Here is a 26,488-nt window from a genome sequence, read left to right as displayed (position 1 = left end):
CCATACATCGAAGTTTGTATATTTCCGTTATGCTTTCTATTTTATTTCTGTTTGTCGGTTTATTTTTTGTTGCTTGTTCTGACTCTCCGTCCAGTTCGGCATCCGCAAAGCATGAACTTGTCGAAGGGTGCGTATTCTCGCATCATGGCTTTGATTTGTACCATATTCAGCAAGATGGGGGATGGGATTCTCTGGTGACTGCTTGCGACACGGTTTTCGTTGTTGATTCTTTCTTGGTCTATGATACCCTCTACAACGATACTCTTGTGCATCGCTATACAAGTTTCGTTTATGGAAGGCGTAATGACAATAGTTACGATACGTTGACGGCTCTTACGGCAGATTCCTCGAATGTAGGTAGTGAATGCGAGAGACGTGTTTCTTGCAGCCTTGATTCTGTACAAAAGAATTTTTCTTGTGCCACGCCTTCGTACGTCTGCCGCGTTTATAAAACCCAAAGCACCGTAGCTGTCGTTGATAGTCGTGTGAATTTCGTGAGATGCAATAACCGTAATGTCCTTTGCATCAGGGATACTTTTTATGTAGATAAAGTTGCTTACGGCACGTATCACAAGTGGGAAACAACGCGTTTGAATTATGGCAAAAAAGCTTGGACAAATTATATTCCTTGGATAAACGCTCCGCTCTTTGATTCCGCCAGTTTCCGTGCTGCGTTAGACACTCTGGATACTCGACATCCGACGTTTGCCATGGACACGTTGCAGACGGGCTATTACATTACGATGGAGGGCTTGCCGGATTGGGTGACGAAGGGAATAATTTATAAGAAGGATTCTTTAGGCCATTATGTGGCGGAAAAGTTGCAGTATTGTCCTGGCCAGTGCTATCCTTCGGATTATGAAAAAAAGGCGTTTTTCTTTGTGAACGGACTTGAGAAACCGCTGGAACGCGATACGGTTATTACTTGGAAGCTGACATACAGTTATTTGGGCGGTTCATTTGAAGGGGACTACGATTCCCTCACCATCACAACATTGTTCAAATCAAAATATTAACGTTCCGTTCCTCCATTCCCCAAACCACCAACAGACTCCTCTTTGTGAATCGCGTTAATAAAGCCAAATTCCTTCCTACTTCCTACTTCCTACTTCCTACTTTTTTTTATCTTTTCCGCGTAAAATTTATTGGAGTTTAACATGTCTAATTATTGTCCTGTTATCGGTCTTGAAATCCATTGCCAGCTTGCTACTAAAACGAAGATGTTCTGCGGCTGCGAAATTGAAGTGAATACGACCCCGAACAAGCACGTTTGCCCTGTTTGCCTCGGTATGCCGGGTGCAATGCCTGTGCCGAACAAGAAGGCCGTGGAATACGCCATTCGCTTGGGCCTTGCCCTCAACTGCGAAATCGACTTGAACGCCATGTGGACCCGTAAAAACTACTTCTACCCGGACCTGCCGAAGGGCTACCAGATTACGCAGACGGGCGGACTACCGGTGTATGACCATCCGATTTGCAAGGACGGCTGGCTCGAAATCGTGAAGGCTGACGGCACCAAAAAGCGCGTGGGCATCACCCGTATCCACATGGAAGAAGACGCGGGCAAGCTCATCCACGACATGAGCCCGACAAACAGCCATTTTGACGCGAACCGCTGCGGAACGCCGCTTTGTGAAATCGTGACCGAACCGGACATCCGTAGCCCGGAAGAAGCCGTGCTCGTGCTCAAGAAAATCAAGCAGACGCTCGAATACACACGCGTTTCGAACGCCAACATGGAAAACGGCAACATGCGCTGCGACGGCAACATTTCGCTCCGTCCGTCGGAAGACGCTCCGTTCGGCATCCGTGCCGAAATCAAGAATTTGAACAGCTTTACGAACCTCGAAAAGGCTCTCTACTGCGAAATGAACTTGCAGGCCTCGACGCTCGACGCCGGCAAGGAAGTGGAACAGTGCACCAAGCGTTACGACCCCAATGCGGACAAGACCATCGTCATCCGCAGCAAGGAAGACGCTCATGACTACAAGTACTTCCCGGAACCGGACATGGTCCGCCTCGTGACTGACCCGGCATTCGTCGAAGAAATCCGCCGCACGCTTCCGGAACTGCCGGATGCCCGCCGCGAACGCTTCATGAAGGACTTCGGCGTTTCTGAATACGACGCTCAGGTGCTCACCGAAGACCGCGACGTGAGCGAATGGTACGACACCGCCGCGAAGAACTGCAAGAACGGCAAGGTGCTCGCCAACTGGGTCATCACGGAACTTTTGGCCAAGCTCAAGGATGTGGAAGGCGGTCTCTCCGCTCTCAAGATCAAGCCGGAACAGCTTTGCACGCTCGTGAACCTCATTGCAGACAACACCATCAACGGCAAGATTGCAAAGACTGTGTTTGCTGAAATGTTCGAAACAGGCAAGGATCCCGAAGCCATCGTGAAGGAAAAGGGCCTCGTGCAGGTGACCGACACCGCCGCTATCGAAGCCGTGGTTCGCGAAGTCTGCGCCGCTAATGCAGCCCAGTTCGCTGAATTCAAGGCAGGGAAGGTCGCTCTCAAGGGCTTCCTCGTTGGCATGACCATGCGCAAGTCCGGCGGCAAGGCTAACCCGGGCCTCGTGAACCAGATTCTCGACAAGCTCGCGAAGGAAGGCTAGTTTAGACGAGAGAACGCCCGCTACGGCGGGCTACAGACGAGAGATGAAAGACAAAAAGGTGTCATCCTGAGCGAAGTGCGTAGCACGGAGTCGAAGGATCTAGGATTGAACAATGAAGAATGCGGCGAAATCGAGGAATCGTCATTGCGAGCCCAAGGTCACTGAGCGTAGTCGAAGTGGGGGCGTGGCAATCCAGAACGTATGTCATCCTCGACCAACGGGAGGGGATCCATTATTTCTTGTTCTGCAGTTGCGACGAGCTTCTTTACTAGTCGCTCTTCTTCTCGCATTCTTCCTTGCAATTCCTGCCGCCGCTGCGGACAAGCTAGACAAACTAGACAGTGCCCGCATGACGACGCTGAACATGACTGACGAACAAATTGCCGAAGTCTATGGCATCGATTCTACGAAGCTTGCTACTGGACCTACGCTCCAGGAACTCAACGAAGAAAATCCGTCTTACGTCAAGCGTGAATATGACCACAAACAGCAAGTCGTTGTCGGCAGCGTCGTGATGTTCTGCGTCACCCTCGCGATGATTCTGATGAACAATTACAATCCGAAACGGTAGGTGGGGGAGAATTTCCCCTTGCTTAAGGGGATGCGTTTAAAAACTCCGTTTACCCCAACATGTCCGCTATAAACGTCATGCCGCACTCGATGCGACATCTTTTTTTTCTAGCTCAAAAATGTATATTTACATTGACATTTAGAGTTTTTTGCTCTTATTCTCGCGTCCTTAAAACACGACCAAAGTTTTACGCAAAAAGAATAAGGCTTACAACGCACATCCAGAATTGGGCGTGGGTCGTTTGCTTGTTTTGCGTAGGGCTTCTTGGTCGTTGCCTAAGGACGAACAGGTATTCGATACCACGCTTTTTTGTTTTATTGAATATTGAGGGTAGGAACAAAGACAAACGTTTTTGCTCCCGTTCTTGCGTCCTTAAAATACGACCAATTTTTTAACGCAGCAGGAATTGGACAAATGGAACTCACCTCTTTGGGGTGAGTTCTATTTGGGCATTCTCTTGTCGAAGCATCTCGATGTTTCGTGAACAGAAGTGAAAACAGAACATTTCACCTGTTCCGTTGGAACATCGAGGCGTTATGGCTTCTGATAAGAATGCACTTCGTGTGCTTTCTTTGTTCTCCGGTTGTGGAGGACTAGATCTTGGGCTAGAGGGTGGTTTTATCACTCTTAAGAAATCTGTTAACGAAAACATCCATCCAGATTGGATTGAATATAACGTTAATAGAAATTTCGTTCGGTTGAAAAAGAACCGTTTTGAGACCGTCTTTGCGAACGACATTTTACCTTGTGCTCAAAAAGCGTGGAATCACTTTTTTGGTAATCGAAAGAACATTGAAGATGTTTATCGACTCAAATCCATTGTGGATTTGGTAAAAGATAGTAAGCAAGGATTATTTCAATTTCCTCAAAATATCGATGTCGTTACGGGAGGATTCCCTTGCCAAGATTTTTCTGTTGCTGGAAAACGACTTGGTTTTGATTCTGCTAAAAGCCATAATGGGGTCAATGAAGATCATGCCGAAAATGAATCTAGAGGTACACTATACCTTTGGATGAAGCAGGTCATTGAAATTGTCAAACCTAAAATCTTTATTGCGGAAAATGTGAAAGGTCTTGTATCATTAGGCGATGCAAAGAAGATAATCGAAACAGATTTTAGAAATATTGACAAGGGTTATTGTGTTGTTGACGCCCAAGTTTTGAAGGCCTGGGAATATGGAGTTCCACAAAGCCGCGAGCGTGTTGTTTTCATAGGCATTTCAAGAAAATATGCCAACCCTCAAATTCTTGCTGACATAGAACAGAAATCCGAACAATCGCTGTATTATCCTTACCCAATAAAGACGCATGGAGAAGGTCTTCAAAAAATCGTTACTTGCAAGGACGCTTTCGTTGGATTGAAAGAACCAGATGAAAGTTCTGATGCTGCACAAAAAGCTTATTCAAAAGCGAAATATTACGGAAAAATGCAGGGCAGTTCTGAAGTTGATATGAATGGTGTTGGGCCGACTATTCGAAGCGAACATCATGGAAATATCGAATACCGTCGTTTATGCAAAGAACATGGGGGCAAGATTGCATCTGAATTGGCAAAAGGGTTACAAGAGCGTCGTTTGAGCGTCCGCGAGTGTGCAAGAATTCAGACTTTTCCTGATGATTACGAATTCATCTTTAACGATGGAATCAATAAAGTTAATTCATCCGATGCCTATAAAGTTATTGGAAATGCAGTTCCTCCTTTGCTGGGTTATTCCATAGGAAAAAGGATTGAAACTCTTTGGAAAGATTTATTTGGAGAATAAAGATGAATTCATTTGCTATTGGCGAAAATATCAACATCAAAGAGGCTAATGTCAAGGAATCCTTTGACAACTTGTTAAGTCTGACTAAAGAGAAATTAGAGTCGCGGCCAAGTGTTTCACAAAAAAAAGATTTTTGGAAATCCTTTGAAGAAGATGTGCATGTCGCTTTATTAGAGTCATCAAAAGATTTACATATTCCGTGGAAAATAGAATATATAAGCGGTCACAAATTTCCTGATATTGTCGCACGCATAAATGAAAAACAAGCATTGGGAATAGAAGTAAAAACTATCAGTACTCGCAATAATTCTTGGAAAGTGATGGGCGGAAGCATAATGGAATCAACAAGAATCCCCGATGTCAGCCGAATTCATATTTTCTGTGCTAAACAAAAACCGTTTAAAATAAAATACAAGCCCTTTGAAGAATGTGTTGAAAATGTTGCTGTTACACATAGTCCCCGTTATATGCTTGATATGGATGCGTCAAAGCAAGATACCTTGTTCATTAAATTGGGAAAAACATACGAAGAAATTCGTCAAATGAAAAATCCGTTTGATGCATTCAAAGATTTTATTGTGGAACAACGTAAAGCAAATTTAAAACAGCGAAAAGTAGATGATGATTTTTGGTGGTATTCTCCAAATTCCAATCAAATTAACTCAATTGAATTAGAAGACCAAAAATTTGCAAACAAGATGGTTGGTCTTGAAATGCAATTTTGGAACCAGCTCACAAGAAATGAACAACATTTTCTTCGAGCGTATTTATTAATTTCATTTCCAAATATTATTGAAGGAAATTATAATGATGCGTCCAAATGGCTGCTTCAAACGCAGGGCATAATAAACCCGTCTTTTCGAGACACATTTTCTGCTGGAGGTTGTAAAAATATTGATGGAATAAAAGTTCCCAGAATCATACTCAATATTGCCAAATGGAAAGAGGATTTAATAAAGATTTTTAATGAAAAAAATCTCCCACAACAAGATTTTGAGTATTGGAAGGAAAAGGTTTTTGCCATCTCTAAATTTTCAGCTCCTGAAAAGGATGTTCTTATCATATAGTAAAGGAAATAGGGAAAAATATTGATCATTAAAAAGGAGATTCCCGCCTTCGCGGGAATGACAAATTAAGCGGATTTTTACGGAATCCGTGAAACCAGCTATGATTGTAATATAGAATTCTTTTTCAGCAAAAGTCAATACTCCAATCTTCTTCCTTCATCATCTCCTCCCAAATGTATAGTATTTTCCCAAAACCTTAAAATAAAAATCCCTAATTTTACCTAAATCTCTCAATTTTTACGTTTTTGTATAGTAAAAATCTATTGCTTGCCGAACGATAAAAACCTATATTTACATACATGAAGTCTATTCTTGAATATAAAGATTACCGCCTCTATATACAGGATTACTACGATGAACGCAAACGTCAGGGGGCGTTTTCTTGGCGTGAATTCTGCAAGAACGCCGGTTTTTCTTCGCCTAATTTTTTGCAACTTGTATGCAAGGGCGAGAGCAAGCTAGGCAAGCCGAAGATTGCAAATGTGGCGCATGCGATGGGGCTGGTCGGATTCGAGGAAGATTACTTTCGTGAAATGGTCACGTTCGGCAACGCTAAAAAGGATGCTATCAAAAAGGCTGCGCTTCTTGAAATGGAAAGAATCGCGTTGGAGCAAAAAGTGCGCGTCGTTGATGCGGATGCGTTCCAGTATTACGAATCGTGGAAGTATCCCGTGCTCAGGGAACTTGTTCCGATGATGCCCGGTGCTTGTCCTCGCGACATTGCCGATGAATGTAAGGAACACGTCTCTGCCGAAGAAGTACGTGATATCTTGAATTTTTTGGTCAAGGCCGGATTCCTGAAAAAGGATGACGAAAAAGTTTATTCGCAAACAGAACAAAATGTCATCGGGTCCAAGGAAGCTTTGCCCTTAGCCATCCGTTCGATGCAAAAGGAAATGGCAGGCATGGCCATGCGGGCTATAGACCGCTACACAGCAAAAGAGCGTCATTTCACTGGGGTAACGCTTAGCGTAAACGAGGCGGCAAGCAAGCGGATTGTCAAAGAAATAGATGATTGCTGTAGAAGAGTTCTTGCCATCGCGAATGAGTACAAAGATTTGAATCAAGTTTGTCGAATTAATTTTCAATTTTTCCCAGTTACGGATAAAATCAAGGAGTCACATCATGCTAAATAAAATTGCTTATGCATTAAGCCCTCTTTTCCCAATGTTCATGGTGGCGTGCTCCGGTAATGACGTTGCTGGGGGAACTATTGACCCTAACACCATTGCTGAAAAAAGCAGTGACTCCAAAGAAGTTTCGGATGCTTCTAGTTCGTCTGAAAAAGCGAGTGTATGGAGTAGTTCTTCAAATGCGGTTGTTACTCCGACTTTTTCATCGAGCGAGCTAAGCGATGCTATGAGCAGTTCGTCAGAAGAGGTTGATGTTACTGATTCCCCGAAGGCGAGGAATTTCTCCATCCAGTGCGTTGAAGACGTTGTCTATGTGGATTTGAGCGCTCCGGCAGTTACGCCTGATGTCGGCGAACCTGTGGCGTACAAGCGTGTCGAAGGCGATTCTGTGAATTTGTCCTTGCAGAACGTTTATTTCGATATTCCTTGTGATGCGGAAAAACAGAAAATATTTATGGATGAAGTGAATCCGGTCGTCGGTTTTGAATTGGATACGTTGTACGTGAATTTCTCCCGGAGCAAAGGGATGGTTTACGATTGCAGTTGTGCCGCGAATGCATCTTTTACGCTCGATAAGGCTTATTCAAATTTCAACTATACGGTTTTCGACCAGAAACAACCCATTTTAGTGCAAACCCCATAAGCTGCAAACGAACAGCAATTTTAAATGTTGCAAAAAAATGAAAACAGCTTTCTTGGAAGGCTGTTTTTTTTTTGTATTATACGAATTGTATAGTATTTTAAAAATTGCTTTAAAATTTTTAGAAAAAGTGGCTAAAATTAAATAAAATATTGCGTTTTGTATAGTATTTTTATTGATTTTCTTAATTGTAAAACTTATATTATAAACATGAAAACGGTATAACACCAAAGAATTCGCTTTGAAAAACGATTTAATCGGAAGGAGTAATAATATGAATAAGATAATTGCTGCTACTATGATATTGTCGTTTGTTGCCTGCTCGGATGATTCTTCTGTGAACGGTCCTGAGAACCGTCAACTTGGCGGTGGTACGGCTGTATTGGATTCCACGCGGAATGTGTCGCTCAAAATGGGGGCGTGCAACGTTCATCCTTATGATGAAGTTTTGCTGAAAGATGCATCGGAAAATCCCAAAGCGTATTTGATTACTGACGAAAATGGAGCCTATCAGGTCGTCATCCCGAATTTGACGGACGCTTGTGGTGTTGGTGAAGTTGTATTCAATAACCAACGTTCTCTTGATACACTGATACTTTCTTACACGGTTGGGGTTGTAACAGATTGCATGTGCATTACGGACCATTATTTTAACATCGATCCTCTTGATGCCGATATCAAGTTTTTGAAACATTGGGGGACTGTCTATGATGTGGTGCCAGGGCCTATTCCCGAAGATTCGCAGTCCGTTTCTCCGGCGACTCAATCGGCATCGTCCATCAGTGCCGAATGCAAGAATTTACTCGCCAAGTCTGATGCGTCAAACGAAAATTTGATTCCAGACGTTTTGGAAAACACCACGGAAAATCAAAAAGTTGCAATACGCACTGCCGAAGATGACAAATTCGACAGAATTTATATAGACGATGTTTACGTTCAATGTGGAGCTGTTTTTAAAGGGATTGATGTTACCGCGTCAAATGACACGATTTATGTTGATCCAAAAATAAATTTGAAAATAGATGGTTCGGGTCCTGTTCCTACATGCTTGTGTCCGACGCTTGTTTCTTTCAATATAGAGAGAACTTCCAAATTTTCAAATATAAATTATCTTGTATATCAGAATGATTTGGTAATGCCATTGGAAAATAGATAGGGGAGGCGTACTGAAAAAAAAATGGTTTGTCATGCCGGATTTATTCACTTTGACTACTTGCAGTTGACGCTTCGCGTCAGCAATTTCGGCTCAATCATAAAATCAAGCAAGCTTGATTTTGCGATATTCGCCTTGAATGCTATTTAGTGCTTAGTAGTCATGGTCCGCGAATGGGGACGGCATCAGTTTCTCCAATCGAAACATTACTCATTACGTTTACTATAATTTGTCATAATCAGGGAGAAAATATGAAGTTCCGCTTGTATATCAGCAAATTTCTGCTTGGGCTAGTTGCCTTTATTTGGACGGCCTGTACTAGCGATAATGGCACAGGGGCTAATGCTTTCACTCCTGCGAGTTCCAATTCTGGTGATTTGGCGGACTCCAGTTCTAGCCAAAACAAATCCTCTAGTTCGCAGAAGATTGGTCTCACAAGGGCTGATTTCTTCAATGTGGATTCTCTGATTGCGGTGGCAAAGCAACCGAAAATGATTACGGACTCATGCGTCACTGCTAGGAATTACTGCGAAACTCTTACTGGCGAAAATGCTAGCGGTCCCTATGCCGCTAACGTTTTGTTCGAAAAAAGGATTGACGAAATTCTCGAAAGTCCACAAGCGGAGAGTCTCACTGAACGTTGCAAAAGCTATCTTCAAAAGGAAAAGGAATTCTTTTTCTCAATGACTCATCCGACAACCGTATATGGAATTAGCCCTTGCTATAATGCAGATAATTACATTCCCGGCGATACTACATCCTTTATAATAAGAGATGGGGCTCCTTATATTTTCGAGAAAATAGACAATGCAGGAATCTGCGGTGATGGGGTTCAGAACCATGTCAAGGTGGATTCTACATATTTAAATAAAGTAAAAGATAATGATGAAAGATATGCAAAGAATTTCGAGGATGTTATGAACTATTTCCTTGATGAAATTGTGGAAGAGTGTAAATAGCAGGAGGTAAAAGATGTTGTGCAAATGCTTCAATAAAATTCTGCTCGGTCTTGCTGCTATTGCGTGGACGGCCTGTACCAGCGACAATGGCACGGGGGCGGAAGGTGTCGTGTCCGGCGATTCCAGTTCCAGTCAGGGAGGTTCTTCTAGTTCCGGCGATGGAAACGGCTCCAGCTCGAAAAAGGCTTCTTTCGCTAGAAGCGAGTTCCTCAATGCAGATTCCTTGATTGCAGCTTCAAAAGAAGCCAATCCTACTACGGATAGTTGCGTGACCACAAAGCAATATTGCAAGACACTTTTTAACGAGGCTCGAAGCGGTGGCGATGAATACGCCGACGCAATTGTTACGCAACGGGCAAAGACGATTCTGGATAGCCCAGAAGCGAAGTATTTCCCCGAAAGCCGCAGGAGTTGCCTCCAGAACATCAGAGACAATTTCTTTTTTATGACGCATTCTGCAACAGAATACGGGATAAGCCCTTGTTACAGCATGGATGACTACATTCCGGGGGATTCGACGTATTTTATGAAATCATACCCGCACGTATTCGTGAGTATTAAAAATGCCGGAGCGTGCGGCGATGGCGTTCACAACCACGTCAAGGTCGATTCCGTCTATCTGAACAAGGAAATTGAAAACGCCGACCGATTTGCCAGATATTTTGAAAAATCGCTGAACAAGCATCTCGATAAAATCGAAGCCGAATGCGATTAGGATTTCGAATCGTGTTCACGTTTCTCTAAATTCAAAGGAGGCTCGCCCTCCTTTTTTCTATTTTTGTGAAAAAACGCGGCAAAGCCGCCCTAACCACCCTAAAACCTAATACCTACAACCTAAAACCTATGTCTTACATCGACGAAGCAAAACAGAATTTCAACGACCTCTCCAAGAATCCGTATCCGGGACGCGGCATCGTGCTTGGCACAAGCGCAGACGGCAAGTCCTTTGTGCAAGTTTACTGGATCATGGGCCGCAGCGTGAACAGTCGCAACCGCGTTTTCGAAATCGAAGCCGATACGGGATTCATGAAGACGAAGGCTTTCGACGAATCGAAGCTCACGGACCCGCACCTCATCATTTACTATCCGGCTCGCCACACGAAAGACGTGCAGATTATCACGAACGGCGACCAGACGGACACGATTTACAACGCCATCAATCTCGGTGGCACGTTCGAAAGCGCTCTCCGCACTCGCCAGTACGAGGACGATGCTCCGAACTTCACGCCGCGTATTTCCGGCATCCACTACAAGAATGCAGAACCGGCAGTCTATAAGCTCTCCATCCTCAAGAGCCGTAACAACAGCGAAGATGCTGGCTGCGAACGCATGACGTTTGAATTTGAAAAGGCTCTCCCGGGGCTTGGCCACTTCATCAGCACGTACGAAACAGACGGCAAGCCGATTCCGTCTTTCAACGGTTTCCCGAAGCTCATGCCGATTTTCGATACTGCCGAAGAAACGCTCAAGGCTTACTGGGACGCTCTCAACGAAGACAACAAGGTCTCGCTCATGGTCAAGTGGATCGACCGCGAAACCTTCGAAGCCAAGACGATTATCGTGAATAAAAACGTTTAGTCTAGGTTGCACAGAATTGCTAAAACCATAGTTTAAACGGTCAAAAAAGACCTCCGTTTGGAGGTCTATTTTTATCGTCTCACGAGTTCTGACTTCATCTTGAATTTCATCGCATACATGCGTTCGTCAGCCATTTGATAAATTTTTTCAGCCCTGACACGGACATTTCCTTCAGTTGAAATAACATCGTTATTCAGAAGTTCATGCCTATAGGCAATACCGTATGCCGCTTCTAAGGGAATAGGCAAATTTTCGCGTTGCTTTTTTTGGAACTCCGCCATTGTCGCTAAAGTCGTTTCTATTTCATCAATGTGTTCATAACGTACGATGGCTAAAAATTCATCGCCACCCATGCGGATGCATGTCCCGATTCCCGCAAAAGCGTTTTGGAATATAGATGCGAAAACTTTAATCAGTCTATCGCCTTCGTTATGTCCGTATTTGTCATTTACAAGCTTGAGACCGTTTATGTCGATGCACACGATTGCAAAATCTGCTGTAGCGTTGTCTAAAATTTCAAAAATTTGCTGACACTTGGCACGATTGTACAATTCCGTCAAAGAATCTTTGTAAGCGATTATCGACAAAACGTCTGTTTCCGCTTTTGCAGAAATCAAACGGTACATATAAACGATATAGCTGATGACGAGCAGAATGACAAAGGTGAGTGTTCCCAAAGGGAGCCATGTTATTCCAAGAATGGTGTTGTCCAGATGAAAATATAGCATCAATTTATAACGCACAAGTTCAAGTATCGCAAATGCACTAAATGTGGAAACTCCTGCGGTTAATATTTTTGTCGGGGTATCTAAACGGTTTTTGTTTGAAATTTCCGAAGCAAATAAATAAAGTATGCACAAAACCACGTAAGCATGGAAAATCCACAAAGTTTGCGGGTAATGGAGAATATGGGTAAAGTTCAGGATTGTCGTTACTACAAATATCAGTGCATCTAGGCTTGCGACGACAACGAGACCCCACCAGCGTTTTTTGCTGATTTTCTTGTAACGCATGTGGAGCAAAAGCAGACAAAGTGGTATTGGTGCCAAGTATAGGGAGATGTATTCTAGGCAAGAGTTGAATGTGAAATTAAAGGAGAATAATTGGAATAGCTTGGTAAAGCATAGAGTCCAAATGCCGAGACAGACCGACAGAAAACCGATCATCAAGATCTGGAAAAATTTCATTCCATAAAACACCATTCCAGCACTTAGGAATAGCATCAAAATGCCAAACAGCAATAGGAATAGTCCGACGACCAAGGTTGGAGAATATCGAGCGTAAAAATCTCCAAAGGCATAGTTTGTCGGAAGAACTTCAAAAGTGGGAAGTACGTTCCACGCATTGTTTTCTGAAAAATGGAATTTAATATCGAGGGTTTTGCCTTCGAATGCCGTTGTGCCTAGATACACAAAATGAACGCCGCTACCGATTAGGCCGTGATTATAGTAGTCAGATTCCCCGTTTGAATAAAGCCTGTTGCCATCGCGGAATGCTTCTACAAAAGTTTGATAGGTCTTAAATCGAAGCACCGGGTTATCAGGGATGTCTTTAGAAAGAGTTCTCCTTAAAATGAGCGAGTCGCCGCGGACAATTTTTTCGGGTATCGCAAATTTCTCAGTGGATTTGACATCTGTTGTGTCGCCGTGAAAAATGAGAGTCCAGCCATGGTTTAATTTGATTACGGAATCGAAAACGCCTTTTTGTCTGACATCAACAATTGCGAAGCCAATCAATACGATCAGCAACATGGCAATCAGGCTTCCTAAAATTTTCCGTTTTTTTTCAATCATATCCTACTTAAATTTAGTTCCAATATTGTTGAAAAACAACAGAAAACTGTCGGCAGAACCACCAACCCGAATCAGAGCCTACGGCTTAAACTTCTTGATGACCACAATACCATTGTGGCCACCGAAGCCGAGCGAGGCAGACACGGCAACGTCAATGTTGCCTTCAACGCCCTTGTGCGGCACGTAGTCAAGATCGCATTCTGCGTCCGGGTTGTCAAGGTTGATGGTCGCGGGGTAGAACGAGTCGCAGATGGCGAGGGTGCTGATCATTGCTTCGATAACGCCTGCTGCACCGACGCAATGGCCGGTCATGCTCTTGGTGCTTGAAACCTTGATCTTGTAAGCGTGTTCGCCGAGCGCAATTTTGAGCATTTGCGTTTCGGTGAGGTCGTTCAAGTGCGTCGAAGTACCGTGGGCGTTATAGTAATCTACATCCGTCGGGGCGATTTCAGCGTCTTTCAAAGCCTTGACCATGGCCTTGGCACACGTTTCTCCACCTGGGCGCGGGCTTGTAATGTGGTAAGCGTCGGCAGAAGAACCGTAACCGGCGACTTCGGCGTAAATCTTTGCACCGCGGGCCTTGGCGTGTTCGAGTTCTTCGAGCACGAGGATAGCACCAGCTTCTCCCATGACGAAACCGCTGCGGTCCTTGTCGAACGGGCGTGATGCTTTTTCTGGTGCGTCATTAAACTTGTCGGTGAGGGCGTGCATGCCCGCAAAACTCTTGATGGAATAATCTGTAATTGCGCTTTCGGAACCGCCGGCGAGGCAGACGTCCAAACGTCCGGAGCGAACTGCGTCAAGGGCTGCACCGATAGCATCCGTGCCGGAGGCACAAGCGGTGCAGACTGTCCAGGCGGAGCCTGTAATGCCAAGCGCGATGGAGACGTTTGCGCATGCTTCGTTTGCAATCAGTTCCGGCATGGCAAGCGGAGAGACTCTGCGGCGGCCACCTTCGAGATATTTGCTGTACGTTTCTTCGACTACGTCCTGGCCTCCAAGACCGTTCCCTGCGACGATGCCGGTCGTGTCTTCGGCGAGCTGTTCGCGGCTGAGGTTTGCGTCCTTGACCGCTTCGTTCGCGGCTGCGACGAGGAACTGCGTGAAGCGGGCCATGCGGCGGGCTTCTTTCGGGTCGATGCCGTGTTCTTCGGGTTTAAAATCTTTGACTTCTGCTGCAATTTTCACAGGGCAGTTCGTCGCATCGAACAATGTAATTGGGCCGATGCCGCATTTGCCTGCTTTGATGGCGTTCCAAAGTTCGGGGGCGGACTTGCCAATGGGCGTCACAGCACCCATACCAGTAATAACAACTCTTCTTCTATTCATCATATGGACTTAAAATAGCTTTTTTTATCAAAAAAATGGAAAAACCAAGTTTGTTTCATTTATAATTACAGAAATTATATACTTTTCTCTTATTTTTTATTTATATTAAGGACTAAATTATAACCCAACAAGGAAAAACTATGAAAAAAATTATTCTTGCATCCATGATTGCTGCAGCAGCAATGTTCACTGCTTGCGGCGATGACGATAATTCAACATCCGGCGGTAGCGGCAAACTCGCATCTTGCGATGTAAAGGTCTCTGTAGGTGGCGTACAAATGGCCCATACTTGCATGGAAGCCACTTCGTCTGAAGCCGCAAAGAAAGAATGTGAAGAAATTACTGGTGAAGAGACGGATGAAGGTATGACCATGAAATATGAAGGAACGTTTGGAAGCGGATGTCCTAGTGGCCACAAGAAAACTTGCACGGGTACAAGAAACGGCATCGAAGTCACTGCATATTTCTATGATGCAATGTATGCATCAATGTCTTGTGATCAGCTTATGAAAGAATTCTAGTAACAAAGTTATTTGAAATAAATTCTATATCCGCCCGGTTGTAATTGCCGGGCATTTTTATTACATTATATAAAGTGAATTTGTATCAAAGAGAAATATATGAAAAAATCATTCTTGTTTCTATGGCTTCTGGAGTCGCTATTTTCATGGCTTGCAGTGATTCTTCAAGTAACAGCAACGTTTATTCGTGCGAGCAGCTTTCTGTTGAAGGTCCAAGTGATAATCACATTTGTTACGAATCGGCTGAAGAGGATTTTACGGATTGTAAAGAAGATTCCGTTCCTTTTTCGTATAAAACAATCTTTACACCTGGGAGAGGATGTCCCAGTGGTGCTTTGAAAATATGTGATGCGGAACTTGTTCCGGGGCATCCTTATACAATTTATGTCTATAATGAAGAAATTGCACAAATGAATTGTAGGCGAATTCGCGGATTTTAATCGCAATAGGTATTATTGCGTTGCTTGTATTTTTACATCTGAACATTTTTATTACATTATAGAAAGTGAAACTGTATAAAAGGAATAAATATGAAAAAATTCATTCTTGCCTCCATGATTGCCGCGGCTGCAATTTTCACCGCGTGTGGTGATGATGATTCTTCTTCCACTTCCTCCACCGGTGGTTCTGTTAAATCTTGTGATATCAAATCAACAGTTCCTGTATTAGGGAATATTCATGCATGTATCGAATCGGATGATATGCAAGATGCTGAAAAGCAATGCAAGGAAGAATTGGCTTCAGCCGTGCCGGGTACACCCGACGTCTCTTTTGGTTCTGGATGCCCGAAAGGATCTAAGTCCAAATGTAATTATGAAATGGATGGTGCGCATTTGACTGTTCTTATTTATGATGAAACCCTTTCAAGTTTGACTTGTTCTGAACTTCAGACTTTAATAATGCAGTAGTCTTTTTCGGAAAGCGTTTCGCATTAAAGCCCGACCGTCCAAACGACCGGGCTTTTTTTTATCAGGAATGCATTTTCTATATTTGCGATGTCATCCCCGATTTATTCGGGGATCGCCATACACGGTATTTGTTACAGATACTTCTTGGTGGCTAAAACATTTTGAATGAGGTCTATGGCATGATCGTCTCTTGGATGACTACGAATAAGTGTAATTTGACGTGTAAACACTGCTACCAGGATGCAGGAGAAAATAAGGCTGCCGAGTTGACGACAGCAGAGGCTCTCAAGCTTATTGACGAAATTGCCAAAGCCGGATTCAAAATCATGATTTTTAGTGGTGGCGAACCGATGACGCGCCCGGATATCGTGGAACTTGTGGCTCATGCCCGTGAGCGTGGGCTTCGCCCGGTTTTTGGCACGAACGGAACGCTTATCACGCACGATTTGGCGCTCAAGCTCAAGGAAGCGGGGGCCATGGCGATGGGTATCAGCGTCGATAGCATCGATCCCAAGCGCCACAACGATTTTCGCGGCCTTCCGAATGCGTTTGAACTCACGTTGATGGGTATCGAAAACTGCAAGGCGGCTGGCCTTCCGTTCCAAATTCATACAACTATCATGGATTGGAACCAGAACGAAATTTTCGACATCATGGACTGGGTCAAGGAAATCGGTGCAGTGAACCACCAGATTTTCTTTTTGATTCCGGTGGGGCGCGGCAAGGAAATTGAAGGACATGCGCTCCGCGTTGCCGAATACGAAGGCTTGTTGCGCAAGATTATGGAAAAGAGCCGTACGCTTGGAATCCCAGTGAAGCCGACTTGCGCTCCGCAGTTTCTCCGCATTGCAGACCAGCTCGACATCAAAACTCGTTACAGCCGCGGTTGCCTCGCAGGTCTTGACTATTGTATCGTAAGTCCGATCGGCAAGGTTCGTCCCTGCGCCTACATGATGGAAGAAGCGGGCGATGTTCACGATACACCGTTTGACGAAATTTGGGCGAATGCCGAAGTGTTCAAGAAACTCCGCACCAAGGCGTATGACGGGGCTTGCGGAAAGTGCAAGTTCAACGACCGCTGCGGTGGCTGCCGTGCCCGTGCAGCCTACTACCACGACGGCGACTACATGCAAGAGGATAGCTACTGCGCGTACGGGAGAGGGGTGTGAGGTCGGCACTTCGTGCCTGTGGGCTATGAGCACGCTCACAAGTTCGCTTTGGGGTCGCTTGCTTTATGGAAACGGTTCTTTTAATATTACTTGCAGTTCTCATTATGGGTCTCCGTATTTGGAATGACTACAAGAATCCTGATCCTGCGAGGTCGCAAAAAATTTCTGATGACCTTTTTGATATCGCTCTGAAGGTGGGTAAGGAAAAACGAGACGGGAAGGAAATCTCTGGAAAAGTAGTGGCATATGATGAAGCATCAAAAATGATGGATGAAGATATGTATGATATTGCAGGTGAAGATCCTTTTGATGTAGCGATGAAAATAAGCAAGGAAAAACGCGAAGGCAAGGATACTTTGGATAAAGAAAAATATTATGAGTTTGTAAAAAAATACCGTAATTCCGGTGACGGCGTTCGCGAATGGATCGACAAGTTGTAAGGTATTTTATGGGTGTCGATATTTTTTTTACATTAATGCGTTATGACTGATTTTTTGACTTTATACCATGATGAAATCGTCTGGCTTGCCGTGCTTGTGGTTTGTATAGTAATTGGAATCTTGACGGATGCTGGTCAATTTACGAAGCATAGGTCAATACGGCGGAAAGTCAGGTTGATAGCCTTGCCTGTAATCTGTGCAATTGTAGCTTTTGTTACGGATTACGGTCCTTGTTTTAGGGATGATTTAATTTTTACAATTTTTTTGTCCTTACTTATTTGGTATGCTCTTTTTTTTCCTCGATGGTATATTTGGGATTTGTTTATTTGGTGTTTGTTTAAACACGATAATGATGATAAAAATAAATAGGTTTTAGTATGAATAACGTAACTGACAAAGATTCTCAAGCCCCAGACCTCAAAGCGAGTGTAACGAGCGAGCCCATAGCCCATACCTCCGAACAGGATATTCGTTTCATGCGTATGGCGCTTCGTCAGGCGCAGATTGCTTTTGACATGAAGGAAATCCCCATCGGTTGCGTTATCGTGAAAGACGGTGTGGTGATAGGGAAGGGCTACAACCAAGTCGAACAGCTCAAGGACGCGACCGCCCATGCCGAAATCATCGCGATTGGAACTGCCGCAAGTACGCTCGACAACTGGCGTCTGGACGGCTGTACGCTCTACGTGACGCTCGAACCGTGTCCCATGTGCGCAGGAGCCATTCTCAATAGTCGCATTTCGCGTGTGGTCTATGGCTCGCCGGATTCTCGCTTTGGCGGCTGCGGTACGACAATAGATGTCATTACCGGCAATGCCCTCAAGCGCGTTGTAGAAGTCACGAGCGGCGTTCTTGCCGACGAATGCCTCGGCCTTTTGAAAGGCTTTTTCCAGCAGATGCGATTAGAAAAAGGCGACTCCGGCAACAAAGGCGATCGGTAGTAGGTTATGGGCACGGAGCTAAAGCTCCTCTGGGCTATGGGGTATGGGCAATGTGTTTGGTCGCCTGCGGCTTCCTCTGGGCTTTGAACACGCATCGCTTCACGCAGATACGGTTTCTATTACATTGTCACCCCGGCCTAAGCGATGCACTGAGCTACGTCGAAGTGTGCCGGGGCCTGCTTTCTTCCTTCTTCCTACTGCCTACTGTTTACTAACCACTAACCACTAATCACTAACCACTAATCACTTACAATACCCCAAAGCACCCTTTGGGTGCGACCCCATACCCCAAAGCGAGTGAAACGAGCGAGCCCAAAGCCCTCTAATCCCTAACTCCTAACCCCTAATCCCTGACCACTAATCACTTATTTCGCCTTACATTTCTCTAGTCTCTCGTCTCTAGTCTCTCGTCTAATATCTATATTCTATGCATGAATTTTATGAAGATTTATGCTATTCCCGCACTTTCTGTTGCGCTGTTCAGCCTATGTTCCTGTGAACGGAACGAAATTCATCTCGCCTTTAATACGCAAACAGCGACTCCTCAGTCATACGTTCTTGAATCAACGCTGAATGCCAGCTTGCCGGGCGATTCCAATACAGTTCCTGAATCCATGCGAACGCACGTGAGCGTCCGCAGCACCATGAGTCTCCTCATGTCATACGACGATGGTTCGGGCCGCTTTGAAATGAAAATCGATTCCGTCAATTACAATAGCGACAAGCGTTCCGTTGACGAATTCCGCAATATCGAAAAATACCTTTCAATTCAAAACTTCCAGTTCAAGCTAGACCGTGATGGAATCATATCGAATCCATCAGTCGAAAATGCTGTGGATGCGCTTTCAGAAGACGAGTTGAACTTGATACCGCTGTTCCTCAAAGCTCAGCCAATTCTCCCAGAAAAGCCGGTCAAGCTTGGCGAATCGTGGGAACGTCAAATGCCAATTCACGGCAAAGGCAACAGTTCGACGACCGTCTATAAGACGTTCACATTGCAAGATGTTTATCTGCAAGATGGAGTGCGAATGGCAAAGATCCACATGGGCATGAAGTATTTGGAACTCCCGGACACGACCTCGAATTTACAGTTGAAGAGTAGCGACTACGTTATCGGTGACGGCATTGTGCTTTTTGACGTGACGCATGGAACGCTCTCTTCTGCCGAAATGGACATATTGGCAAAACTCGATATTTTTGATCTCGTTGCCGGTGATACGCTTCCGAGCATGAATGTCAATCAGAAAATTACTTTGAAGAATTTGCAATGATTTGTATGAAACTTTTAATTCGATCCTCTTTTATCGCACTCACATCTGTTGTTGCAATGGCGACTTCTTGCTTTGCTTCGGGGATGCCTTTCCCAGCGGCGGTAAACGGAAAGGTCTTTTTGCAAGAAAAAGATAGCCCCTATGTGCTTGAACAGAGCGTGGTTGTTGCTGCAACGGATTCGTTTGTCGTTGAACCGGGCGTGACTGTCCAGATGGGGGAGTTCGCAAAGCTTATGCTTCAAGGCACAGTAAAGATTATTGGTTCGAGTGATAAGCCGGTCGTTTTTTGCGGTGCGGATTCTTCAGTTAATTGGAATGGCTTCCACATCATGTCGAGTTCGCAACCTTTTGAAATTAAGAACTTGGTTGTCGAGAACGCGTTTCGCAATACGGTGTTCCGTTCACGTGGTTCGTTTGAAAATGTTCGCTTTACCAACAACTACTACGGTCTTTGGATTGATGAAAGCCCCGATGTAAAATTGAACCATTGTACAATGTCTCGAAATCGTTATGCACTCTCAGTCAGGGCTGGGCGAGTCATTTCAAATGGAACTAACGTTACAGAAAACGTATATGGACTTTATCTTGAAACCGAAGGCAAGGTTGAAGGCGATACCGATTTAATCCGCAACAACCTTGAATCGGATATCCGCAGTGAAGCGAATGCTTTGAAGGCAAGCAAGAAACGCGTCCGCCGTAACGTTTGGCATTACATCGAATCGTTTTTCTAAGGGGATTTCGTGGAAGAAGCTTTCCGTAGAGCCATACGCAAGATGACCGGTGCAAGTGTTCGCTTGGCCGTTCGTCCCAATCGTTCGGCTGTCGTCGCAACGCTTTCGCAGTCCATGATGGTCACATGGTCCATCGCGCTTTTTGAACATCTCGATGCCATGCTAAACAATCCTTCGGCTAACGTCGGCAGTTCGGAGTTGATATCGTTCAGTGATTCCGCATGGAAACTTTGCGAATCCGGATTCCCGCAAATTTTCAAGGATTGCGAAAAACTTTATAGCGAATTCCGAGCCAAGTGGATCCAGCGCTTTTCGACCGACGAAGTGCTCCGGCTCTTGCTGGAAGGCGGCAATTTCTTGGTGCATGACGAAGAAAAAGGCTGGGCTTTGACGGTCAAGAACAACAAGCAGGACATCAACAACTTCTATTCGGCAACGATTCACTTGCTTGTAAGTGATGCTGAACCTTTGTTCGTGCGTATGCATGGCCGCGTGATGCAATTGCAAGAAAAACTTTGCAAGTACTGGCTTTCTGAAAGTGCGGTCGATCCTGTTTCCAAACTCTTGCCGTGTTTGGAGGCTTCGTTGCGTGAAAAAGAAAACGCGATGGTCGTCTCGCTCCGAACATCGTTGAATACGCTTGCCAAAAAACGTTTTGCGGCAGCGTTCACATCGAAGGGCCCGATACGCTACTATTCTTCGGCGATGTCTTGCGCCAGGAACGTCGGGCGTTATTGGAATCCGCATTACGCGTACGAAAACTGTTTTTTGGCTTTTACGGACGACTTTTGCGATTATGCTCAAGGCCTTACGACGCAGATTATCGAATGGTATCAAAGTAAATGGTCTTTATTCCTTCGCGGGTTTTCTCGCGGTCAGTTGAACTTATTTGAAACTGTAGCTCCCTATCAGGCGCAGAATGTGTAGGTAACAAATGAAAAATTCATTCAATATAATTCTTGTTTTGACGGTGGTGGGTCTTGTGACTCTTATCGCGGGGGCCCTTTATTTTGGCGCACCAGCATTTGGCTGGATCATCATGATAGCCATTATTGCGGTTTACTTTGTTGAACAGCTTTCTGCTATCCGCAAGATGAAGCAGATTATTGCCGAAGACGAAATCATTGACGCTTGCGAAAAAGAGAACGTTTATCCTGACTTGGATTCGGGCGTTGTCGCTAAAAGAATTGAACTTGCCAAGCGCCTTTTGCAAAAGGATATTCGTCTCGATTCTCCGATTGCTTTTGACGTGCTTTCGTCGGGTTCTTCGATTCCGCTGAACCGCAGCGTGGGTTCGACAGTCATTCTTCTCGGCTTGATGGGTACATTCTTTGGCCTTATGCAATCGGTGGCAACCGCAGGTGGTGCTATTGACAATTCGACGACGCAAGGCACGCTCGATACGATCCAGGTGCTGTTCCAGAACATGAAGGGCATTTTCGGTACAAGCCTTTGCGGTTTGTTCGCCGCGTTAATTTTGAATGCAAGCCGCACCGTTTTGAGTGCCCGCCGCGATGATTTTATGGCGCACCTCGATGCCTTTACGCTTGACATGCAAGGAGCTACAAGCGAAAAGGGCGTGATTGAAGAAGACAAGAGCGAACTCGAACGCCTCTTTGAATCTGTCGAAAAGAATTTGTCCGTGATTGCGTCTTCTGTGAAAGAAGGCTTGGCTGGCGTTGTGTCGATGGTGGGCGAGGAACTCTCATCCATGACTTCAAAGCTGAATCAGGATGTTGTTGAATCTGTTCAGAAAGTTTCTACGGAAATGACATCGTCCATCAGGACGGTCAATGATTCTCTCGCAGGTGCTGTAGCGAACATGAACGAATCAACGCAGAAGTTTGGCGAACTTGTCGGAGCGTCTGTGACGAACGCGTTCAATCCGATTAATGAAAATATCGTTGCTCTTTCTAAATCCGTTGAAGCGATTCCGGAAAAATTAGATGAAAAACTGAACGGTATTTCTACATCGTTGAATGCAGGCCTCGATGGAATTTCGTCTGGCGTGAAGTCTTCGCTTGAAGGTGTTTCTAGCAATGTGGAAACATCCCTCTCTAAGGTCGCATCTGATGTCAAGGCAGGCCTCGACGGTGTTGCTTCCGATGTTAAAGCCGGGCTTCAGGATGTGGCGAAAGGCACGATGGATGTGGCATACCTTACTAAGGATGCTATGGACGAGGCCTCCAAGAGCATTGGTGATTCCGTTGCCGAACAAGTTAAGCAATCCAACGAACAGTGGGAAAGCTTTATGCAGCGCCTCGAAGACAAAACGACTGCCAACGTGGATTCCCAGCGTGAAGGTCTCGAAACTCTTAAGAACGTCGCTTTGCAGGTGGCCGAAAAGGCTCAGGCCGGTTCAGCAGAACTTTCGCAGAACGTCTCCGAAAAACTCGGAGCCCTTTCTTCCGATATTCTCGGTGCTTTCCAGAAACTTTCCGAAACATCGACCGTTCTCCTGGAAGCCCAAAAAGCTCTTACCGAAAGCATCGACAACCGTGTCGTCAAAGAGAAAGAAGCGACCGATGCTCTTGGCGGAAACATCGTGGAAACCGCAGAACTTATGCGCGTGAACCAGTCCGAACTCAGCGCGAACCTCGAAATGCTGCGCAGTGGACTTGAAACAATTCTCGAAAAGCTCTCGGGCGATACGGCGGAACACGAAGAAGAAGACAACTTTGTCGAGCATCTCAACCAGTCTCTCGAAGCCTTCCACGAACGTGCGAGCGAAGTGCTCATGGAAAATGCGGTCAAGACTCAGGAAATCTTGCTCGAAGTTCTCGAACAAACTCAACGTTCTGCAATCCCCGCTCAACCTAAAGCTGAAGGTTAATCATGCGTCGCAATAGAGACGAAAACAGCAATCCTTGGATGGCCTATACGGACTTGGGCGTAGCCCTCGTTTCGCTCTTTATCCTTGCGTTTGTAGCGATGGCGACCCTCAAGGAACAAAAGGCCGAAGATTTGACGCGTACCGAAGAAGAAGTGCTCACTTGCCAAGAACAGATGCGAAAGATTGCAGCCGAACGCAACGCGCTTTTGTCCAAAAGTTTGCAGACTTCCATCGAAGCGGGCCTTATCGCGCTTGAAGACGGTAAAATTCAGATCCAAGCAAGCTTCTTGTTCCCGATTAACGGCGCAAACCTCACGCCAGAAGGCGAGGGGGTGATTCGCGGAATCAGCAAGGGCCTTCTCGAATCGCTCGATTCCACAGATGTCATCATGGTGAGCGGATTTACGGATGACACTCCGGTGAAATCCAAGACTTACACAAACTGGAACTTGTCTGCAGAACGTGCAGTGAATGTCGTCAGAATGCTTGTAAAGCAGGGATTCCCACCTGACAGGCTCTTTGCCGCAGGCTTTGGCGAACACCGCCCCAAGTACCCCAACGATAGCGAAGAACACCGACGTTTGAACCGCCGTGTCGAAATCGGCGTGACTCCGCTCCAGTCGAACAACGGTGCAAAAGAAACTGCCAAAATCGAGGTAACACGCTAATGGAAATCGTGCTTACCAAAAAGCTTTCTGATATCAAACAAAGCATCGATGCTATTCGCAAATCGGGCAAGCTATCGCATTGGCGGATGGTTTATGCAGATACGCTTTACATTCGTGCACAAGAGTACGTGGCCGTAGAGCGTTTTCCGGAAGCTTGTCTGGTTGTGCAAAAGTTAGAACGCTGGATTAAAGCACATAAACCGGTACTTGAAAAAAATAAAGGCGATGTCCGTCCGCCTATGATTTTTTGGAATGCGGAGCTTTTAAATAAAATTGTCGCCAGAATCCGTGCGACACTCGAAGCAAAAAAAATGCTCGTTCCTTCGACAGAACGTGATTCCATCAACCGACGCTTGAACCTTGTCGATGGTTGGATAAAAAAAGGCGAATATCTCGTTGCCCATGATGAACTTTTAGCTCTTCGTAGTGCGTTGATCGCTCGCTTACGCCGTAGCTACCGCGCTCGTGTCGTTGCCTCCTCTATTTACAAGGGAAATTATGTACAACCGACAGGTTCTGCGGTCGGTCTCTACAATTCGCTTCATACGCTCGAAGAAACATTCCACATCGTAGGCGAACACGACCCGATTTGGATCGAAGATTTCCTCGAAATTTACAACGATTTGTTCAGAATTGTCGATAGATTAGTACCCCAAGACAAAAAATAATTGTACATTATTCATGGCTAAACTCATAAAGGGTCTCGTTATGAATAAGTTTTATTTAAAAAAAATCTTCTTGCTTGCGACCTCAACTTCTTTTTTGACACTTGCGGCCTGCCATACAGCTGAAGAAATTGTTCCTCATGGTTATCAAAAGAGTGCTGATATTAAAGATGGCAAACTTGTGGATTATCGCGACGGTAATGAGTATGGAGTTGCTAAGATTAATGGTTTCTATTGGATGACAGAAAACCTTCGCTACGCGGATTCTTCAAGCATGGAAAATCTTAAAGGAAATTCTTGGTGCCATGAAGATGATAAAAAATGTTCCAAGTTCGGTCGTCTTTATTCTTGGACAGCCGCAATGGACATTGACAAAAAATATCTTTCATCAAAATACGCGAGTTCAGAGATTCAGGGCATCTGTCCTCCAGGATGGAAACTTCCAACACAAATGGATTGGTACAATTTGAATTCCTATGTGGAATCGCAAAACGGGGGTGAAGGATCTGGCACAAGCCTTAAATCATTAGAAACATGGAACAAGTCCGATAGTGCTAATGCGCCGACCAATCGTTTTGGTTTTAATGCAGTTGCTTCAGGGCGTCGCAATAACGATGGCAAAACATTCTTAAGTACAGGGCGAATCGCTCTCTTCTGGACATCCGAGAATAAGGATGATGGAACGGCATACGGCTTTCAGCTCCGTCATGAAATAAATGCTTTAGAAAATGGCTTTTTCTACAAAGATCATGGATTGTCTGTTCGCTGCGTTGCAAACCCCAATGATATCAAGGTTACTGGAACTTTGGATTCTTCGTATATTGAGCAAATTCCGCATGATTACGGCTCGTTGAAATATGAAGGCGAAACCTACAGAACCGTGAATATCAACGGAAAGACATGGATGGCGGATAATTTGAATTATAATGCAGACGGGAGTCATTGCTATAAGGATAATAAGGATAACTGCACGGAATATGGGCGTCTTTATTCGTTTGAAACGGCAAAGAAAGTTTGTCCTGAAAATTGGCGATTGCCCACAGTTAATGACGCTACATCTTTGATTAAATTTGCAAAGACCAGTCCTGCTTTACGTTCTACTTCGGGTTGGAACAGCAATTCTTCGAAGGGACTTAATTTCTGGGGCTTTGACGCGAAGCCCGCTGGAGGTCTCGAAAGTGGCGATTACTTTGATTTGAATTCCAGTGCCTACTTCTGGGTTGATAACGGTAATTCAAGCAATAATGCATCTGCTATGTGGATTAATTACTATGAAAGTACACCGAGTATAATGATTTACAATGCATCTAATGAGTACTCTGTTCGCTGTGTGAAAGACTAGTTAGACGAAAAATCGATTTTTTGCGAAAAAATGCTACTAAATCAGCTAAGATTGCTGTTTTGGTAGCATTTTTTACATATAAAATTATCAGATGTAGGGCGATTTATGGTCTGTCGGATTGCTTTTGTGCTACCAAAATGAGAATTTCATTCGATTTGGTAGCACAAAGTTGTCTTGCATTGTTGATTTTACATCGAATAAAGTAAAAAATAGGCCTATATGACATTTGGGTACCTAAATTTCTCGTAACCCTTTGATTTATAAGGCGTTGTAGCAAATTTTTCTTTTATGGGAAAAATTTGCTTTTTTTGTGGGTCAAACAAGGTCATCAAGAAGGGTCTTAAACAGGGCAAGCAGCGGTGGCTTTGTAAGACCTGCGGACACATTTTCACTCCAAG

General features: G+C 44.8%; 27 protein-coding genes. 24 read left to right on the top strand and 3 right to left on the bottom strand.

The window, feature by feature from the left end; genetic code table 11:
- Positions 1-29: 29 nt before the first annotated feature.
- The 11 genes from IKG78_RS11310 to IKG78_RS11260 all read left to right on the top strand — a co-directional run bounded on the left by IKG78_RS11310 (position 30) and on the right by IKG78_RS11260 (position 11,479).
- The gene (locus tag IKG78_RS11310) at positions 30-1,016 is read left to right on the top strand and encodes a hypothetical protein (protein WP_290943456.1); all 987 of its coding nucleotides are present in this window, start codon (positions 30-32) and stop codon (positions 1,014-1,016) included.
- A gap of 141 nt (positions 1,017-1,157) precedes the next feature.
- Positions 1,158-2,615, top strand: a complete 1,458-nt coding sequence (gene gatB, locus IKG78_RS11305) for an Asp-tRNA(Asn)/Glu-tRNA(Gln) amidotransferase subunit GatB (RefSeq protein ID WP_290943453.1) — start codon at positions 1,158-1,160, stop codon at positions 2,613-2,615.
- Positions 2,616-2,727: 112 nt separating this feature from the next.
- Positions 2,728-3,186, top strand: a complete 459-nt coding sequence (locus IKG78_RS11300; protein WP_290943451.1) for a hypothetical protein — start codon at positions 2,728-2,730, stop codon at positions 3,184-3,186.
- Between the two features lie 536 nt (positions 3,187-3,722).
- Positions 3,723-4,949 carry a DNA (cytosine-5-)-methyltransferase gene (gene dcm, locus IKG78_RS11295; protein ID WP_290943449.1) on the top strand — a complete coding sequence of 409 codons (1,227 nt, stop codon included), beginning with the start codon at positions 3,723-3,725 and terminating at the stop codon, positions 4,947-4,949.
- Positions 4,950-4,951: 2 nt separating this feature from the next.
- Positions 4,952-6,016, top strand: coding sequence for a hypothetical protein (locus IKG78_RS11290; protein WP_290943447.1), 1,065 nt, complete (start codon positions 4,952-4,954; stop codon positions 6,014-6,016).
- Between the two features lie 299 nt (positions 6,017-6,315).
- Complete coding sequence (locus IKG78_RS11285) at positions 6,316-7,152, top strand: TIGR02147 family protein (RefSeq protein WP_290943445.1); 837 nt, start codon at positions 6,316-6,318, stop codon at positions 7,150-7,152.
- A complete protein-coding gene (locus IKG78_RS11280) occupies positions 7,142-7,792 on the top strand; it encodes a hypothetical protein (RefSeq protein ID WP_290943443.1) in 651 nt (216 codons plus the stop codon). The genes IKG78_RS11285 and IKG78_RS11280 overlap by 11 nt, the downstream gene beginning before the upstream one ends.
- Before the next feature lie 271 nt (positions 7,793-8,063).
- Positions 8,064-8,945 carry a hypothetical protein gene (locus IKG78_RS11275; protein ID WP_290943441.1) on the top strand — a complete coding sequence of 294 codons (882 nt, stop codon included), beginning with the start codon at positions 8,064-8,066 and terminating at the stop codon, positions 8,943-8,945.
- Positions 8,946-9,193: 248 nt separating this feature from the next.
- On the top strand, positions 9,194-9,901 hold the full coding sequence (locus IKG78_RS11270) for a hypothetical protein (RefSeq protein WP_290943439.1): 708 nt from the start codon (positions 9,194-9,196) through the stop codon (positions 9,899-9,901).
- A 13-nt stretch (positions 9,902-9,914) separates the two neighbouring features.
- Entirely contained in the window at positions 9,915-10,616 is a 702-nt protein-coding gene (locus IKG78_RS11265; RefSeq protein ID WP_290943437.1) for a hypothetical protein, read from the top strand.
- A 128-nt stretch (positions 10,617-10,744) separates the two neighbouring features.
- On the top strand, positions 10,745-11,479 hold the full coding sequence (locus IKG78_RS11260; RefSeq protein WP_290943434.1) for an IMP cyclohydrolase: 735 nt from the start codon (positions 10,745-10,747) through the stop codon (positions 11,477-11,479).
- Between the two features lie 71 nt (positions 11,480-11,550).
- Here IKG78_RS11260 and IKG78_RS11255 read toward each other — a convergent pair whose 3' ends face one another.
- Both IKG78_RS11255 and fabF read right to left on the bottom strand, forming a co-directional pair.
- On the bottom strand, positions 11,551-13,272 hold the full coding sequence (locus IKG78_RS11255; RefSeq protein ID WP_290943432.1) for a GGDEF domain-containing protein: 1,722 nt from the start codon (positions 13,270-13,272) through the stop codon (positions 11,551-11,553).
- 78 nt (positions 13,273-13,350) lie between these two features.
- Entirely contained in the window at positions 13,351-14,601 is a 1,251-nt protein-coding gene (fabF, locus tag IKG78_RS11250; protein WP_366075285.1) for a beta-ketoacyl-ACP synthase II, read from the bottom strand.
- A 140-nt stretch (positions 14,602-14,741) separates the two neighbouring features.
- Here fabF and IKG78_RS11245 point away from each other — a divergent pair, with 140 nt between their 5' ends.
- The 13 genes from IKG78_RS11245 to IKG78_RS11185 all read left to right on the top strand — a co-directional run bounded on the left by IKG78_RS11245 (position 14,742) and on the right by IKG78_RS11185 (position 26,090).
- Positions 14,742-15,122, top strand: a complete 381-nt coding sequence (locus IKG78_RS11245; protein WP_290943427.1) for a hypothetical protein — start codon at positions 14,742-14,744, stop codon at positions 15,120-15,122.
- Between the two features lie 122 nt (positions 15,123-15,244).
- Positions 15,245-15,562, top strand: a complete 318-nt coding sequence (locus tag IKG78_RS11240; RefSeq protein WP_290943425.1) for a hypothetical protein — start codon at positions 15,245-15,247, stop codon at positions 15,560-15,562.
- Positions 15,563-15,652: 90 nt separating this feature from the next.
- A complete protein-coding gene (locus IKG78_RS11235) occupies positions 15,653-16,030 on the top strand; it encodes a hypothetical protein (RefSeq protein ID WP_290943423.1) in 378 nt (125 codons plus the stop codon).
- A gap of 179 nt (positions 16,031-16,209) precedes the next feature.
- Positions 16,210-17,199, top strand: a complete 990-nt coding sequence (gene nirJ2 / locus IKG78_RS11230; protein WP_290943421.1) for a putative heme d1 biosynthesis radical SAM protein NirJ2 — start codon at positions 16,210-16,212, stop codon at positions 17,197-17,199.
- 104 nt (positions 17,200-17,303) lie between these two features.
- Entirely contained in the window at positions 17,304-17,639 is a 336-nt protein-coding gene (locus tag IKG78_RS11225; protein ID WP_290943419.1) for a hypothetical protein, read from the top strand.
- A 377-nt stretch (positions 17,640-18,016) separates the two neighbouring features.
- Positions 18,017-18,580, top strand: coding sequence for a tRNA adenosine(34) deaminase TadA (gene tadA / locus IKG78_RS11220; protein ID WP_290943417.1), 564 nt, complete (start codon positions 18,017-18,019; stop codon positions 18,578-18,580).
- Positions 18,581-19,020: 440 nt separating this feature from the next.
- Positions 19,021-19,851, top strand: coding sequence for a hypothetical protein (locus IKG78_RS11215; RefSeq protein ID WP_290943415.1), 831 nt, complete (start codon positions 19,021-19,023; stop codon positions 19,849-19,851).
- Positions 19,852-19,856: 5 nt separating this feature from the next.
- Complete coding sequence (locus IKG78_RS11210; protein ID WP_290943413.1) at positions 19,857-20,582, top strand: right-handed parallel beta-helix repeat-containing protein; 726 nt, start codon at positions 19,857-19,859, stop codon at positions 20,580-20,582.
- A gap of 9 nt (positions 20,583-20,591) precedes the next feature.
- Complete coding sequence (locus IKG78_RS11205) at positions 20,592-21,509, top strand: hypothetical protein (protein ID WP_290943410.1); 918 nt, start codon at positions 20,592-20,594, stop codon at positions 21,507-21,509.
- A 7-nt stretch (positions 21,510-21,516) separates the two neighbouring features.
- Positions 21,517-23,415 (top strand): fimbrial protein, encoded by a 1,899-nt coding sequence (locus IKG78_RS11200; RefSeq protein WP_290943408.1) that lies wholly within the window; start codon positions 21,517-21,519, stop codon positions 23,413-23,415.
- A 2-nt stretch (positions 23,416-23,417) separates the two neighbouring features.
- Positions 23,418-24,083 (top strand): OmpA family protein, encoded by a 666-nt coding sequence (locus IKG78_RS11195; RefSeq protein ID WP_290943405.1) that lies wholly within the window; start codon positions 23,418-23,420, stop codon positions 24,081-24,083.
- Positions 24,083-24,751: a hypothetical protein gene (locus IKG78_RS11190; protein ID WP_290943403.1), complete on the top strand. Its 669-nt coding sequence runs from the start codon at positions 24,083-24,085 to the stop codon at positions 24,749-24,751. The genes IKG78_RS11195 and IKG78_RS11190 overlap by 1 nt, the downstream gene beginning before the upstream one ends.
- A gap of 40 nt (positions 24,752-24,791) precedes the next feature.
- Complete coding sequence (locus tag IKG78_RS11185) at positions 24,792-26,090, top strand: FISUMP domain-containing protein (RefSeq protein ID WP_290943400.1); 1,299 nt, start codon at positions 24,792-24,794, stop codon at positions 26,088-26,090.
- Positions 26,091-26,305: 215 nt separating this feature from the next.
- Here the strand turns inward: IKG78_RS11185 and IKG78_RS11180 are convergent.
- The coding region (locus IKG78_RS11180; protein WP_290943398.1) for a hypothetical protein at positions 26,306-26,488 on the bottom strand (183 nt) is incomplete at its 5' end.

This window comes from Fibrobacter sp. (genome assembly GCF_017545445.1).
Taxonomy (GTDB): domain Bacteria; phylum Fibrobacterota; class Fibrobacteria; order Fibrobacterales; family Fibrobacteraceae; genus Fibrobacter.
The sequence above is the reverse complement of the archived record's forward strand: the minus strand, read 5'-3'. Positions and strand labels throughout refer to the sequence as shown.